General features: G+C 67.1%; 15 protein-coding genes. 9 read left to right on the top strand and 6 right to left on the bottom strand.

Annotated elements, in window-relative coordinates; genetic code table 11:
* Positions 1–82 precede the first annotated feature (82 nt).
* Entirely contained in the window at positions 83–856 is a 774-nt protein-coding gene (gene gloB, locus IM760_RS17135) for a hydroxyacylglutathione hydrolase (protein WP_204431468.1), read from the bottom strand.
* 61 nt (positions 857–917) lie between these two features.
* Here gloB and IM760_RS17140 point away from each other — a divergent pair, with 61 nt between their 5' ends.
* The 3 genes from IM760_RS17140 to dnaQ are packed head-to-tail and all read left to right on the top strand — an operon-like array spanning position 918 to position 2,920.
* A complete protein-coding gene (locus IM760_RS17140) occupies positions 918–1,760 on the top strand; it encodes a class I SAM-dependent methyltransferase (protein WP_204431469.1) in 843 nt (280 codons plus the stop codon).
* A gap of 3 nt (positions 1,761–1,763) precedes the next feature.
* The gene (gene rnhA, locus IM760_RS17145) at positions 1,764–2,207 is read left to right on the top strand and encodes a ribonuclease HI (protein ID WP_204431470.1); all 444 of its coding nucleotides are present in this window, start codon (positions 1,764–1,766) and stop codon (positions 2,205–2,207) included.
* Complete coding sequence (gene dnaQ, locus IM760_RS17150; protein ID WP_204431471.1) at positions 2,204–2,920, top strand: DNA polymerase III subunit epsilon; 717 nt, start codon at positions 2,204–2,206, stop codon at positions 2,918–2,920. The genes rnhA and dnaQ overlap by 4 nt, the downstream gene beginning before the upstream one ends.
* Positions 2,921–2,992: 72 nt before the next feature.
* Here the strand turns inward: dnaQ and nhaB are convergent, their stop codons facing one another.
* On the bottom strand, positions 2,993–4,588 hold the full coding sequence (nhaB, locus tag IM760_RS17155) for a sodium/proton antiporter NhaB (RefSeq protein ID WP_204431472.1): 1,596 nt from the start codon (positions 4,586–4,588) through the stop codon (positions 2,993–2,995).
* Between the two features lie 289 nt (positions 4,589–4,877).
* Between nhaB and IM760_RS17160 the strand changes: the two genes are divergently transcribed.
* From IM760_RS17160 to IM760_RS17185, 6 genes are read left to right on the top strand one after another with little or no spacing between them, the layout of a single operon-like run.
* On the top strand, positions 4,878–6,581 hold the full coding sequence (locus tag IM760_RS17160) for a FimL-related protein (protein ID WP_204431473.1): 1,704 nt from the start codon (positions 4,878–4,880) through the stop codon (positions 6,579–6,581).
* Positions 6,574–7,392 carry an NAD(+) diphosphatase gene (gene nudC / locus IM760_RS17165; RefSeq protein ID WP_262730257.1) on the top strand — a complete coding sequence of 273 codons (819 nt, stop codon included), beginning with the start codon at positions 6,574–6,576 and terminating at the stop codon, positions 7,390–7,392. Before IM760_RS17160 ends, nudC begins: the two co-directional genes overlap by 8 nt.
* Positions 7,389–8,039: a hypothetical protein gene (locus IM760_RS17170; protein ID WP_204431474.1), complete on the top strand. Its 651-nt coding sequence runs from the start codon at positions 7,389–7,391 to the stop codon at positions 8,037–8,039. Before nudC ends, IM760_RS17170 begins: the two co-directional genes overlap by 4 nt.
* 35 nt (positions 8,040–8,074) lie before the next feature.
* A complete protein-coding gene (sohB, locus tag IM760_RS17175; RefSeq protein ID WP_204431475.1) occupies positions 8,075–9,127 on the top strand; it encodes a protease SohB in 1,053 nt (350 codons plus the stop codon).
* 28 nt (positions 9,128–9,155) lie between these two features.
* Positions 9,156–10,148, top strand: a complete 993-nt coding sequence (locus tag IM760_RS17180; protein WP_204431476.1) for a YhdH/YhfP family quinone oxidoreductase — start codon at positions 9,156–9,158, stop codon at positions 10,146–10,148.
* Between the two features lie 19 nt (positions 10,149–10,167).
* Complete coding sequence (locus IM760_RS17185) at positions 10,168–11,211, top strand: zinc transporter ZntB (protein ID WP_204431477.1); 1,044 nt, start codon at positions 10,168–10,170, stop codon at positions 11,209–11,211.
* 42 nt (positions 11,212–11,253) lie between these two features.
* Here IM760_RS17185 and IM760_RS17190 read toward each other — a convergent pair whose 3' ends face one another.
* From IM760_RS17190 to IM760_RS17205, 4 genes are all read right to left on the bottom strand, one after another.
* A complete protein-coding gene (locus IM760_RS17190; RefSeq protein ID WP_204431478.1) occupies positions 11,254–11,799 on the bottom strand; it encodes a DUF934 domain-containing protein in 546 nt (181 codons plus the stop codon).
* Positions 11,792–13,441, bottom strand: coding sequence for a nitrite/sulfite reductase (locus IM760_RS17195; protein ID WP_204431479.1), 1,650 nt, complete (start codon positions 13,439–13,441; stop codon positions 11,792–11,794). The genes IM760_RS17190 and IM760_RS17195 overlap by 8 nt, the downstream gene beginning before the upstream one ends.
* Positions 13,442–13,592: 151 nt before the next feature.
* Positions 13,593–13,874 carry a DUF2970 domain-containing protein gene (locus IM760_RS17200; RefSeq protein WP_204431480.1) on the bottom strand — a complete coding sequence of 94 codons (282 nt, stop codon included), beginning with the start codon at positions 13,872–13,874 and terminating at the stop codon, positions 13,593–13,595.
* Between the two features lie 40 nt (positions 13,875–13,914).
* Positions 13,915–15,240 (bottom strand): MATE family efflux transporter, encoded by a 1,326-nt coding sequence (locus IM760_RS17205; protein ID WP_228235022.1) that lies wholly within the window; start codon positions 15,238–15,240, stop codon positions 13,915–13,917.
* Positions 15,241–15,335: the final 95 nt, after the last annotated feature.

Here is a 15,335-nt window from a genome sequence, read left to right on the forward strand (position 1 = left end):
CCCGTCCCTGGGGGCTCCCTTTCGAACGTCCTGTTCTCAAGGGTCCCGGAAGGGCGCCGGCCGCGCCCGCTTCGGGGGGTGGTCAGGCGGAGTCCTTCCAGCGGCGCAGCGCGGCGAAGCCTTCCACCGGGTTGTCCGGGCGCTGGCCGAAGTGCTGCTGGCAGGCTTCGCGCAGCTGCGGTTCGGCGGCGCGCAGGAACGGATTGGTGCGCCGTTCCTCGCCGATGGTGGAGGGCAGGGTGATGCGCTGTTCCTCGCGCAGTTCCCGCACCCGGGCAAGGCGGTCGTTCACCGCCCGGTCGTCCGGCGAGACGGTCGCGGCGAAGGTCAGGTTGGCCAGGGTGTACTCGTGGGCGCAGAACACCAGGGTCTGTTCCGGCAGCGCCGACAGCCGGTTCAGGGAGTGGTGCATCTGCTCCGGCGTGCCCTCGAACAGGCGGCCGCAGCCGCCGGCGAACAGGGTGTCGCCGCAGAACAGCCAGCCCTGCAGCGGGGCCAGGAAGGCGATGTGGCCCAGGGTGTGGCCGGGCACGTCGATCACCTCCAGCTCCAGGTCCGGCTCCGCCAGCCGCACCCGGTCGCCGTCGCGCAGTGGCTGGTCCATCTCCGGAATGCTCTCCCGGGCTGGGCCGTACACCGGAATGTCCCGGTCCCGGCACAGGGCGGCGACACCGCCCACGTGGTCCGGGTGGTGATGGGTGATCAGCAGCGCGCTCAGGGTCAGGCCCTGTTCGGCCAGCCAGGCTTCCACCGGCGCCGGGTCACCCGGGTCCACCACCACGCAGTGGCTGCCGTCGTGAACGGCCCAGATGTAGTTGTCGGAAAAGGCGGGGATCGCCGTAGGGGCTTGCAGCATGACGTGATACTCTGTGCTTGGGATGCTGTGATGCTAACAGCCGGCACGGAGAATGTCAGAGATGCAACTGCCCCCGCTTTCGCGCGCGCCGTTCCGCCGGCAGCCCGAGGACATGGTGCGTCGCTTCGATCATTGGCTGGAAAGCGAGGCCGGCCAGGCGGTGCTGGCCGCCGAACGGGCCATGCTCGCCGACTGGCTGCCCAAGCTGGTGGGCCAGCGGGCACTGGAAATCAGCGGCGGTCGTGGCCGCGATCTGCTGGCCGGCATTCGCCTGCCGTGGCGCTGCTCGGTGATGCCGGTGCACTGCGCCGATCAGCCGGACGGCGATCCGGCCGGGGGCGCGGATTCCGTCACCGGGGCGGAACGCCCGCCGGTGCGGGTCAAGGCCTGCCCCCAGGCGCTGCCGGTGGCCAAGAACAGCGTCGACGTGGTGTTGCTGCACCACGGTCTGGAATTTCAGGACAACCCCCATCGGGTACTGCGTGAGGCGGCCAGTTGCGTGGCGCCGGGCGGCACCATCGCGGTGGTGGGCTTTCACCCGCTGAGTGTCATGGGGCTGGCCCGCTGGCTGCGCGGCGGCGCCAGCCGCCCGGGCTGGAGCGGCCGTTATTTCCGGCCCTACCGGGTCAGCGACTGGCTGCACGTGCTGGGTTTCGAGGTCGAAGGGCTGGCCGGCGGCTTCTATAATCTGCCCCTGGCCGACCGGGGCCGGGCGCGGCTGCGCTGGCTGGAATGGCTGGGCGGCAAGCTGTGGTGGCGGTTCGGCGGGGTCTACCTGCTGGTGGCCCGCAAGCGGGCGGCCATGATGCGGCCGCTGGCTCCCCAGCGGGCGTTCAGCCGGCAGCGGCCCACGGTGGTGTCGGTGCCGGTGGCCCGCTGGCGACAGGAACGGAATACGGAGTAACGTTTGAATCAGGTTGAAATCTTTACCGACGGCGCCTGCCGGGGCAATCCGGGGCCCGGCGGCTGGGGCGCGGTGCTGCGCTATGGCGACCGCGAAAAGGAACTGCACGGCGGCGAGCCGCACACCACCAACAACCGCATGGAACTGATGGCGGCGATCCAGGCCCTGGAAGCGCTGACACGGCCCTGCGAGGTCCACCTGACCACCGACTCCCAATACGTGCGCAAGGGCATCACCGAGTGGCTGGCCAATTGGAAAAAGCGCGGCTGGAAGACCGCCGCCAAAAAACCGGTGCTGAACCAGGACCTGTGGATGCGGCTGGATGAAGCCACCGCCCGCCACCGGCTGCACTGGCACTGGGTCAAGGGCCACAGCGGCCACCCGGAGAACGAGCGGGCGGACCAGCTCGCCAATCGCGGCATCGACGAAATGAAGGCAGGCGCATGAGACAGATCGTTCTGGATACCGAAACCACCGGCCTGGACCCGCAAACCGGCCACCGCATCATCGAGATCGGCTGCGTGGAACTGGAGAACCGGCGCCTGACCGGCAATAACCTGCACCTCTACATCAACCCGGAGCGTGACATCGACGAGGGCGCGCTGGAGGTGCACGGCATCACCGTGGAGTTCCTGGCCGACAAACCCACCTTCGCGCAGATCGCCGAGGAGTTCATGAGCTTCGTGCGCGGCGCCGAGCTGGTGATCCACAACGCGCCCTTTGACGTGGGCTTCCTGGACCATGAGTTGAGCCTGCTGGGGCGTCAGTGGGGCAGGGTGGCGGACGCCTGCGGCGTGCTCGACACCCTCAAGCTGGCCCGCGACCTGCACCCGGGGCAGAAGAACAGCCTGGATGCCCTGTGCCGCCGCTATGACGTGGACAACGGCCACCGGGAATTGCACGGGGCGCTGCTCGACGCGGAGATCCTGGCCGACGTCTACCTGGCCATGACCGGCGGTCAGACCCGCCTGTCCCTGGGGGCCGAAAGCGGCGAGCAGGGCGCCAGCGTGGCCGAGGCGATCCGCCGCCTGAACCGGGACCGCCCGGCGCTCACCGTGGTGCGCGCCGCCGACGGCGACCTGGCCCGCCACCGGGCCAAGCTGGAGGCGATCGCCTCCCGCAACGGCCAGCGCACCCTCTGGGAAGAACTGGAAGGCTGAACAATCGCGACTGAAGTCGCTCCTACAGGGTGCGATGTAGGAGCGACTTCAGTCGCGATTCCCCTATCTCGTTCAATGGTGCGGCGTGGTGTCCGCGTCCATGTTCAGCTCGTGGCTCTCGTGGTGCTCGATCCAGCCCTTCTCGTACATGTACTCGGTGGCCGGTTCCAGCACCGTGGCGGTCATGATCAGACCGGTCAGGCTCATAACGATGGTGTAGGGCAGGGCCATGATCACCATGCGCCCGTAGGACAGCCGCACCAGCGGCGCCAGCGCCGAGGTCAGCAGGAACAGGAAGGCCGCCTGGCCATTGGGGGTGGCCACCGACGGAATGTTGGTGCCGGTATTGATGGCCACCGCCAGCAGATCGAAGGTATCCCGGTTGATCTCGTTGTTGACCAGCGCCAGGGCCACTTCGTCCACGTACACCGAGGCCACGAACACGTTGTCCGACACCGCCGACAGCACCCCGTTGGCGATGTAGAAGGCGGCGCCCTGGGCGTCCCGCTCCAGGGTCAGCACGTACTCGATCACCGGCGCGAACAGTTGCTGATCGGCGATCACCGCCACCACCGCGAAGAACACGGTCAGCAGGGCGGTGAACGGCAGCGCCTCCTCGAAGGCGGCGCCCAGCCGGTGTTCCTCGATGATGCCGCAGAAGGCGGTGGCCAGGATGATCACGCTCAGGCCCACCAGGCCCACCGGCGCGGCGTGGGTGGCCAGGCCCACCACCAGCCACACGGCGATCAGGCCCTGCACCACCAGATTGACCTTGTCGCGGGTGGTGCGGCGGTCGTCCTGCTCCCGGGCATACTGGCTCATGATGCCCTGAACTTTTTCCGGGATTTCCTCGCCGTAGCCGAAGCTGCCGCTCCACTCCAGGAACAGGCAGGTCAACAGGCCCATGGCTAGCACCGGCAGGCTGATCGGCGCCATGCGCAGGAAGAACTCCCCGAACTCCCACTGGGCCTTGGTGGCGATCAGCAGGTTCTGGGGCTCGCCCACCAGGGTGCAGACCCCGCCCAGGGCGGTGCCCACGGCCGCGTGCATCAGCAGGCTGCGCAAAAAGGCGCGGAAGCGGCGCAGGTCCTCGCGGTGCAGCTCCTCCACGCCGGTGTCGTCACCGTGGTCGTGCTTTTGCTGGAAGCTCTTGCCCGACGCCACCTTGTGATAAATGCCATAGAAGCCGGTGCACACCGCGATCACCACCGCGGTGACGGTCAGCGCGTCCAGGAACGCGGACAGCACCGCCGCGGCGATGGAGAACAGCAGGCTGAGCAGCATCTTCGAGCGCACCCCCAGCAACAGCCGGGTGAACACATAAAGCAGCAGGTCCTTGAGGAAGAAAATGCCGGCCACCATGAAGATCAGCAGCAACAGCACTTCCAGGTTGCCTTCCACCTTGTGCAGCACGGTGGTGGGGCTGGTCAGGCCGATCAGCAGCGCCTCGATGGCGAGCAGGCCGCCGGGCTGCAGCGGGTAGCATTTGAGCGCCATGGCCAGGGTGAAGATGAACTCCGCCAGCAGCAGCCAGCCGGCGGTGGCTTCGCCGAGGGTCCAGGCCACGATCGGATTGACCACCAGAAAGGCGACAATGGTGTACTTGTACCAGGCGGGGGCTTGCCCCAGGAAATTCTGGCCGAACGCACGGCCAAGGTGGGCGGACATGGCGCGACTTCCTGCTTTTATGGATTGTCTGTGTGAATGTGGGTGCGGCTGGGCGCGGCAATCATAAGCACTTCCGCCGGTCGGGTACAGGCCGGCGGCTTCGGGACTTGTCCTGGATCAAGCGCGGGCACCGGCTGGCGGTTGTGTCGGGGTTAACAATGTGCCCACGAATCAGTTGCTTAGAGTTGAAAGTTGACGCATTGTTGAAGCTCATGAGAAAGTGAAAACGTCGTCGCCGGCCCCGTTCCGGCGCGCCGGGGACTGATTATTACCAGGGGTTTCGGAACGCATGGTCGCCATTACCAATACCACCTCCCTGACGTTTCTCAAGGAGGCCATCGACACCACGCTCAGCGAAGCCGAGGCCAGCCTGGAGGCGTTCGCCGAGGAGCGCGGCGACGCCGCCAACCTGGATCAGTGCGCCGGGGCCTTCCATCAGTTGCGCGGCATCTCCCAGGTGCTGGAGCTGAACGCCGCCACCCTGATGAGCGAGGAAATGGAACTGGCGGCGGAGGCGCTCAAGCGCCAGCGCGACCGGGCCCTGATCCAGGCCCTGGGCAACGCCATCGTGCTGCTCAGCCGCTATTTCGAATACGTTCAACTCAAGGACAGCGCGCTGCCGGAGCTGCTGATCGGCGGCATCAACGAGCTGCGTCGGGCCGGCGGCAAGTCGCTGATCCAGGAAAGCCATTTCTTCAGCGTGGACCTGGCGCGGGCCCGGGAGCCCGCCGCGGGACGCGGTGAGCCGGCGGCGCTGGTGGAGCAGGGCCGGCGCCTGCGTCATATGTACCAGGTGGGTCTGCTGGGGCTGCTGCGCGGCGACAACCGGGACGCGCACCTGAAATTGATGGCCCGCGCCCTGCAGCGCGTGGACCGTCTGTGCGGCGATTGCGCGCAAAGCCGCTTCTGGTGGGTGGCGCGGGCCGCCACGGAAAGCCTGGCCGTGGACCGCATGGTGATCACTCCGGCGCGCAAGGCGCTGCTGGCCCAGTACGACCGTCAGTTGAAGAAGCTGGTCTACGACGGTGAACGTGCCCTGGCCCAGGAGGCCCCGCTGCTGCTGATTAAGGAAAGCGTGTTCCTGGCCAGCCTGGGTTCCGGCGCCACCGACTGCGCCGCCGAAGTGCGCGCGGTGTTCGGCGCCGGCCAGGGCATCAGCGACGCGGACCTGCAGCGGGAACTGGCGCTGATGACCGGCTCCCGGGGTTCGGTGATCCGCTCCGTGGCCGGCGCCCTGAAAGACGAGATCAATCAGATCAAGGACACCCTGGATCTGGCCGCCCAGGGGGTGGCCGATACCGATTACGCGGCGGTGGCCGGCGGCCTGCGCCGGGTGGCCAGCACCCTGGAAATGGTGGGCAAGGAACAGGAAGCCGGCGTGTTGCGCCAGCGCGCCGACGCCATCGCCGGCTGGCCGGCGGACACCGACGTGGAGAGCGCCGACTTCCATGCGCTGGTGGACGACCTGCTGGCCGCCGAGAACACCGTGGCCAGCCTGGAACGCAGCCTGGCGCCCTCCGACGACGTGCGCCGCGACGCCACCAACAGCAATATTTCCCTCTACCAGCTCGACGACGCCCGCATGACCGTGGTGGGGGAGTGCCGGGCCGGACTGGCGCTGGCCAAGCGTTCCCTGGCCAGCTACATGGACAATCAGTGGGACCCGATGCACATCAGCAACCTGCCGGGCACCTTCGCCACCATCAGCGGCGGGCTCATGTTCCTGGAACTGGAGCGGGCCTGCCGGGTGATCGCCGCCTGCCGCCGCCATATCGAGGAGCGCCTGCTGCGCGGCGATCAGCCCCCCGGTCAGCCGGCCATGGAAACCCTTGCCGACGCGCTCACGGGCATCGACTATTATCTGGAGAGCATGGAAGAGCGCAAACCCATTGGTGAAGGAGTGCTGGACGTGTCGGAACGGGCGGTGGCGGAACTGGGCTACCCGGTAACCGGGCAGGCGGAGCGGGGCGGACCGGAGAGCGACCGTGGCTGAGACCGGCCCCATGGATCTGTCCGCGCCGGAACCGGGCGACGCCGACCAGGGCTGGGTGTTCGTGATCCACGATCAGCAACTGTGCGTGGACACGGAACAACATCCCGGCCCCGGCATTCCCCGGCTGCCGGCCTTCCTGCTGCGTGGCCATCCGGATTACCGCTTTCTCGGCCTGCTGCACGGCGAACCCTGCTACGTTTGCCGGCAGACCGACCATGAGCTGGCCGACCGGCCCCTGTACCCCATGTCCCTGCGCCAGTTGCTCGGTCAGATGGACGAGGCGCTGTTCACCATGGCGGCACGGGCCCTGCAGGTGCTCAGCTGGCGCACCAACCATCGTTTCTGCAGCCGCTGCGGCCACCTCACCGAGGCGCACCCCACCGAGCTGGCCATGCTGTGCCCGGCCTGCGACTACCGCCAGTACCCGCGCATCACGCCCTGCATCATCGCCCTGGTCACTGACGGCGACTACGCGCTGCTGGGCCACTCCGCCCGCTTCCCGGAGGGCTTCTATTCCTGCCTGGCGGGCTTCATGGAGGCCGGTGAGACCGCGGAACAGGCGGTACGCCGGGAGGTGATGGAGGAAAGCGGCGTGACCCTCGGGGCGCTGCGCTATTTCGCCAGCCAGTCCTGGCCGTTCCCCCATTCCCTGATGCTCGGCTTCCACGCCGAATACGCCGGTGGCGAGATCCGCATCGACGATGACGAGATCACCGACGCGCGCTGGTTTCATCACCGGGAGCTGCCGGATATCCCGCCGCCGGGCAGTATTGCCCGCTCCCTGATCGACGACTGGCGGGCCGGGCGATGAGCTTCAGCGTCGCCCCGATCCTGATCCTGGGCGTCAGTCTGCTGCTGGTGCTGGTGGGGGCCTGGGTGTTGCTGCGTCATAAATGGGTGTGGCAGTGGATCAAGGGCACCGCCGGCCTGGCGCTGGTCGGCCTGGCGGTGTATCTGGTGCTGGTGGCGCTCAATCTGTACAGCTTCCACGAGCTCACCGAGGAAACCCCGGTGGCCACCATCAGCTTCCGCGCCACCGGTGAGCAGAGCTACATCGCCACGGTGACCCGCGCCGACGGCAGCAGCCAGGATTTCCGCCTCAACGGCGACCAGTGGCAGCTGGACGCCCGCATCGTCAAATGGAAGACGCCTTTCTCCCTGCTGGGTCTCAAGCCCGGCTATCAGCTGGACCGCATCCAGGGCCGCTACTTCGCCCTGGAGGACGAGCGCTCCAAACCCCGTACCCTCTACAGTCTGAGCGAGAAGCCCCTGGGCATGGACGTCTGGCAGCACGCGCGGGAGGGCTGGAGTTTCCTGGTGGATGCGCGCTATGGTAGCGCGGCTTATCTGCCCATGGCCGACGGCGCCATCTTCGAAGTGACGGTGCCGCCGGCGGGCGGCCTGATCGGGCGGCCGCTCAACGGCAGCGCCCAACGCGCCGTGGCGGGTTGGCAGTAATCCAAACCGAATAACCAGGACAGGTAACCGACACGGTGATCGACTTTCTTTACCAGTACGGCATGTTTCTCGCCAAGGTGGCCACTCTGGTGGTGGCCATTCTGATCGTGGTGGCGGGCATCGCAGCCACCGCCATGCGCAACCGCCACCGGGTGTCCCGCGACGGCGACCTTCGGGTGCGACATCTGAACGAGGATTTCGAGGATCTGCGCGACAGCATCACCGACCAGGTGCTGCCGGCGGAGGAGCGCAAGGCGGAAGCCAAGAAAAAGCGCAAGGAAGAAAAGGCCAAGGCCAAGCAGCGCAAAAAGGCCGGCGCCGACACCAAAAGCAAGCCGCGCCTGTTCGTGATGGACTTCGACGGTGACATCCAGGCCAGCGACGTGGAGCGCCTGCGCCGGGAGATCACCGCGGTACTGGAAGTGGCCACCGGTGACGACGAGGTGCTGCTGCGCCTGGAGAGCCCCGGCGGCCTGGTGCACAGCTATGGGCTGGCGGCGTCGCAGCTGCGCCGTCTGCGCGGCCGTGGCCTGAAGCTGACGGTGGCGGTGGACCGGGTGGCGGCCAGCGGCGGCTACATGATGGCCTGCATCGGCGACCGTATTCTGTCCGCGCCGTTCGCGGTGATCGGCTCCATCGGCGTGGTGGCGCAGATTCCCAACTTCCACCGCCTGCTCAAGAAGCACGACGTGGACGTGGAGCTGATGACCGCCGGCGAGTACAAGCGCACCCTCACCATGCTCGGCGAAAACACCGCCAAGGGCCGGGAAAAATTCCAGGAAGAGCTGGAGGAGACCCACCAGCTGTTCAAGAGTTTCGTCCGCGAGCATCGCCGTTCCCTGGACATCGACAAGGTGGCCACCGGCGAGCACTGGTTCGGCACCCAGGCCCGGGAGCTGGGCCTGGTGGACGACCTGATGACCAGCGACGAGTACCTGCAGGGTCGCAAGGACCATGTGGACATCTACGAGCTGAGCTGGGAATACAAGCGCAAGTTGTCCGAAAAACTGGGCTTTTCCCTGGAAAGCGCCGCCCAGCGGCTGATCGACCGTTTCTGGCACCGCGGCAGCCAGCGCCAGCTCTACTGACACGGACCCGTCCCCGGAGGGAGACACCATGACCTTTCAGGCACTGATCACCGAAAAGACCGACGACGGCTATGTGAGCCGGCTGGGGGAGCGCGAGCTCGGCGACCTGCCGGACGGCGAGGTGCGCGTTCGCGTGCAGTGGTCCTCGCTGAACTACAAGGACGCCCTGTCCGCCAGCGGCAACAAGGGCGTGACGCGCTCCTATCCGCACACCCCGGGCATCGACGCCGTGGGCGTGGTGGAAGAGGCCGGTGACGGCCCGTTCAGCCCCGGCGACGCGGTGATCTGCACCGGCTACGACCTGGGCATGAACACCCCCGGCGGCTACGGCGACTACATCCGCGTGCCGGCGGAGTGGCTGGCGCCGCTGCCCGCCGGTCTGGCGCCCCGCGACGCTATGGTGCTCGGTACCGCCGGCCTGACCGCCGCGCTCTGCGTGGAGGCGCTGCTGGACACCGGCCTGCAGCCGGAGCAGGGCGAGGTGCTGGTCACCGGGGCCACCGGCGGGGTCGGCAGCACGGCGGTCTCGATTCTGTCGCGCCTGGGCTTCCAGGTGGTGGCGGTGACCGGCAAGCAAGACGCCCACGACTGGCTGCGCGACCTGGGCGCCACCGACATTCTCGACCGGGCGGCCCTCACCGAAGGGCTGGACAAGCCGTTGCTCAAGCCGCGCTGGGCCGGGGTGGTGGACTGCGTCGGCGGCGACACCCTGGTCAGCGCCCTGAAAGGGCTGCAGTACGGCTGCAGCGCGGCCTGCTGCGGTCTGGCCGGCTCGCCGAAACTGGAGAACGCCACCGTCTTCCCGTTCATTCTGCGCGGGGTCAACCTGCTGGGCGTGGACAGCGTGGAGCTGCCCTGCGAAGTGAAACAACAGATGTGGCAGCTGCTGGCCGCCGACTGGCGCCCGGACCTGGCGCGCCTGGAGGCCGCCGAGGTGGATCGCTCCCAGTTGCCCGAGTGGTTCGGGCGCATCCTTCAGGGCGGCGTGCGCGGCCGGGTGGTCGTGAAGGTCGCCGACTGACACCGGGAGAGGACTAGGGATGGCCGACAACCCCGCCTGGGTCAAACTGGCCCTGCGACTGGATGGCGCCGGCGGCGCCACCGAATTCACCCTCGGCGAGCAGCTGCCCGAGGGCAAACAGACCCTGTGGGTGAATCTGGATTACACCGCCGAGGCCGCCCACGATTGGCTGCTGGCCCAGGCGCGGGTGCCGGAATCCGCCGCCGAGGCCCTGTCCACGCCGGACACCCGGCCGCGGGCGGCGGAGGTGGGCGGCGGTCTGCTGGTCTATCTGCGTGGCGTCAATCTTTATCCGGATGCCCGGCCCGAGGACATGATCGCCATCCGGCTGTGGATCAAGGACAACCTGATCATCAGCACCCAGAAGCGTCAGCTGTTCACGGTCTCCGAGATCAGCGACAGCCTGCTTAAGGGCGACGGCCCGCGCAGTGCCTCCCAGCTTCTGGCCTGGCTCACCGACGGCCTGACCTGGCGCATGGAAGATGTGATCGAGCGCATCGAGGATCTGGTGGGCGACTGCTCCGACGCCCTGGAGCAGAAGCCGGACCGGGCGCTGACCCACGCCATCAGCAGCGTGCGGCGCCGTTCCATCGCCCTGCGACGCTACCTGGCGCCCCAGCGCGAGGCGATCAACCGCCTGCAGGGCGACGCCCGCCTGGACCGGGACGACGCGGAGCTGATCCGCGAGGCCGGCGACCGGCTGCAACGTCTGGTGGAGGATCTGGACGCGGCCCGGGATCAGGCCACCTTGCTGCAGGAGGAAGTGTTCTCGGTGCAGAACGAGGCGATCAACGACCGCATGTACCTGCTGGCCATCATCAGCGCCATCTTTCTGCCGCTGGGCTTTCTCACCGGCCTGTTCGGCATCAATATCGGCGGCATGCCGGGGGTCGAGGACCCGGACGCGTTCTGGTGGTTCGTGGGATTCCTGGGCGTGATTTCGGTGTTGCTGTTGCTGTGGATGATGCGCCTGCGCTGGTTCGGTGACCGCGCCAGCAAAGCAGTGCGCCTGGGCCGCCTGGGCGTACTGACCAAGACCAACTGGTTATTGCGCAAGAAGTGATCGTGGAGGGAGCCGCTGAGCGGCTTCCGCCACGATTGCCGTTCAGACGCCCTGCAGTTCCTCGCGGCGCAGATAGACCGGCCGCGGATCGTGCACGTCGCCCTGGTAGGTCACCGTGAACGGCCGCAGCCCGTTCTCCAGCGCTTCCTCGATGTCCCGGTCGGCGCGCACCTCGAAGGCATTGAACCCCACCCGGTGCAGATAGAACAGCTGATCCTGCAGCACGTCACCCACCGCGCGCACTTCACCGGCGAAGCGGTAACGGGTGCGCAGCTCCCGGGCATAGGAATAGCCGCGGCCATCCTTGAACGCCGGGAAATGAATGGCCACCAGCGGCAGCCGGGGCAGGTCGTCGGCCAGGTCCGCCGGCTCCTCGCCGGGCTCCAGGCACACGCCCACCGCGTCGGCGCGCGCCAGCAGGGCGTCCCGGTGGGTTTTCCAGTAGGCCAGCGGCACGATCACCGCGCCGGCATCGGGCAGACCGTCCGCTTCCAGCCGTTCCGCGTTCAGGCGCCGCCAGGTGTTGTCGACGATCTCGCCGTCCAGGATCACCCTGGCCGGGCCGCCGTTCACGGTGTCGTTACCCATAGACGCTCTCCTTGAACGGGTCCATGCCGATGCGCTCGTAGGTGTCGATGAACGGCTCGTTCTCCAGCCGCTGATCCACGTAGGTATGGATGATCTTCTCGATCACGCCGGTGACTTCGTGGGACTCGAAGGAGGGGCCCATCTTCTCACCGATGCGAGAGACCTTGTCGCCGCGGCCGCCCAGGGTGATCTGATAGAACTCCTTGCCTTTCTTGTCCACGCCGAGAATGCCGATATGGCCGATGTGGTGATGGCCACAGGCGTTCATGCAGCCGGAGATGTTGATGTCCAGCGCGCCCAGGTCGTGGACGAAATCCAGGTCGTCGAAACGGCGCTGGATGCCCTCGGCGATGGGGATCGATTTGGCGTTGGCCAGCGAGCACAGGTCGCCACCGGGGCAGGCCACGATGTCGGTGAGCAGGCCCAGGTTGGGCGTGGCGAAGCCGAGTGCGTCCAGTTCCTGCCAGAGGGCAAACAGATCGTCCTTGGCCACGTCCGCCATCACCATGTTCTGCTGGTGGGTGTTGCGCACCTCGCCGAAGCTGTAGCGGTCGGCCAGGTCGGCCACCTTCTCGAACTGGCTGTCGCTGATGTCGCCGGGAATGCGCCCGGTTTTCTTCAGCGTCAGGGTCACCGCCCGGTAGCCGTCCCGCTTATGGGCGTGGCTGTTGGTGTGGTACCAGCGATTGAAGGCACGGTTCTCCGCCAGCGCCTGGTCCAGAGCGGCGCCGTCCACGTCGTCGCGGTAGTCCGGCTCGGTGAAGCACTGGCGGATGCGCGCCACTTCCTCTTCGGTGAGGGTCATGGGGCCATCCTTGAGCTCGGCGAATTCCGCCTCGGTGAGCTCGCGGAATTTCTCCGGCCCCAGCGCCTTGACCAGAATCTTGATGCGCGCCTTGTACTTGTTGTCCCGGTTGCCGTACTTGTTGTAGACCCGCAGGATCGCTTCCAGATAGGCCAGCAGGTGCCGCCAGGGCACGTACTCGCCGATCACGGAACCGACCATGGGGGTACGGCCCAGACCGCCGCCGGCCCACACCTGGAAACCGGTCTCGCCGTCGGCGCCGTGCACCACCTGCACACCGATGTCGTGCACGCCGATCACCGCCGGGTCCGCGTCCGGTACCGCGTTCACCGCGATCTTGAATTTGCGGGGCAGGTAGGCGAATTCCGGGTTGAAGGTGGACCACTGGCGGATGATCTCGCACCAGGGCCGCGGATCCTCCACCTCGTCCGGACGCACGCCGGCCAGTTCGTCGGTGGTGATGTTGCGGATGCAGTTGCCGCTGGTCTGGATGGCGTGCATCTGCACGGCGGCCAGCTCGGCGAGGATATCCGGCACATCCGCCACCTCGGGCCAGTTGAGCTGAATGTTCTGGCGGGTACTGACATGGGCGAACCCCTTGTCGTACTCACGGGTGATTTTGCCCAGCGCGCGCAGTTGCTTGCTGGCAAGCATGCCGTAGGGCACGGAAATGCGCAGCATGGGCGCGTAACGCTGGATATAGAGGCCGTTCTGCAGGCGCAGCGCCAGGAATTCATCCTCGCTGAGTTGCCCGGCCAGGTAGCGGCGCGTCTGATCGCGATACTGGGCCACCCGCTCTTCCAGAAGGCGTTGGTCGTAGTCCTGATAAACGTACATGATGCCGTTACGCTCTGATTAATGCGTTGATTCGTAAAGAGTAATCTCTTTACCCATCGAATTTGGGCGGGAATGTAGCAAAGCGGGCTTATACTTAAAAGAAATATATTGCTATATCGCTAGGCGTTCGGCGTCTAAGAAACGCACGGCGTCAGCCGCCGGTGGCGGCGTTGATCACGATGCTGACGACGATGAACATGCCGATCACCAGGGCGATCACCATGACCACGAAAACGCCGATGTAGTCGCCGGCCTTTCCCTTCTGAAAGTCCCGTTCCCGGTTGGCGCCGCTCTGCACGCCGAGCAGGGCGGCCAGCACGCTGTGCACCACCTGCAGGAAACGCGGCCGCTCGTCCTGACGGGCGGGGGGCGGGTCGTCGTGGTGCGGGTTCTGGTCCCGGGCGTCATCGGGGGAAGTGTGACGGTCGCTCATGATGGTCCTCGCAAGCGCTGCAAACCGGGTTAACAGGGGTCTATAGCTCAATGGCGGCCCAGCCGCGCCGGATCCAGAGGCCACACAGCAGCACGGAGGTGATCAGCCGCTGCACCGCCTGCGCCAGCCAGATGCCGAGTAACCCGTAACCCAGCACCGGCCCGATGATATAGGCCAGCGGCAAAAAGAAAAACCACTGAACCGCCAGGGTCACGATCATCACCGAGCGGGCCGCGCCGGCGCCCAGCAGCGCCTGGGTGAAGACGATGGCGACCCCGTCCAGGCAGATCGCCAGCCCGGTGATCATCAGCGGCAGCCGCCCCAGTTCCACCAGCGCCGGCTGCTTGAGGAACACGCCCAGAATCCAGTCCGGGGTCAGCCACATGGGCAGCGCCAGGATAAACAGCAGCACCATGGCCACCCGGGTCACGTCCCAGCCCCAGCGGTAGGCGTCGTCGGTGTCGCCCCGGCCCAGGGCCTGACCCACCAGGGACGCCGCCGCCAGGCCCAGCCCGATGGCCGGCAGAATCAGAAACAGGATCAGGGTGATGAGGATATGGGCCACCGCCACTTCCTCGGTGCCGACCCGGCCGATTACCCAGAACAGCAGTGTCAGGCCACCGGCGAAGAAGAACTGCTGCACGCCGTTGGGCACGCTGACCCGCAGGATATGGCGGAAGGTGAGGGCCGGCGGCCACTCCCGCAGGAAGCCGTGGGCGCGCCCGCTGTGCCAGGTCTGCGCCAGATACATCAGGCTGCCCAGGTACAGGGCCAGGCTGGTGCCCAGGCCGGCGCCGGCGGCGCCCAGGGCGGGCAGGCCGAAATGCCCGAAAATCAGCCCATAGCTGAGCACCACGTTGGCCACATGGGTCATCACCAGGGTGCGCATGTAGACGCCGGGGCGGTTGATGCCGTTCCAGTAACCGCGATACCCGAAATTCATGGCCACCGCCCACACGCTCAGCAGGCGCATGTTCAGGTAGTCGCTGGCCACCGCGGCGGTGCCCGCGTCCGGCGCCAGCACCGCCATGGCCGGCGCGCTGGCCGCCCAGAACAGCAGGGAGATGGGCACCGCCAACAGCAGCCCCAGCACCAGGCCGGCGTTGAGGGGCACCGCGTAGTGGCGGGGGTCGCCTTCGCCCTTGCGGCGCGCCACCATGGCCTGCACCCCGGCGCCCAGCCCGATCACCACGCTGATCGACATGAAGGCGGCGTAGCCGCCCAGGCCCACGCCGGCCAACGCCTGACCGCCCAGGCTGCCGACCATGGCGGCGTCCACCAGGTTCATCAGGCTCTGGCTGGCCATGGCCGCCATGATGGGCAGGGCCAGGGCGAGAATCCGACGGCTGCGGGCGAGATCGGGCAAGGTCAGAAGGGTCCGTGTCAGAAAGCGCGCACCATAGCAGAAAGGCGGTCGCTACCCCAGCGATAGCAAGGGACTGTCGGCCGCCCATTGCAACC

It is taken from the genome of Alloalcanivorax marinus, from assembly GCF_016906305.1.
GTDB classification, from domain to species: domain Bacteria; phylum Pseudomonadota; class Gammaproteobacteria; order Pseudomonadales; family Alcanivoracaceae; genus Alloalcanivorax; species Alloalcanivorax marinus.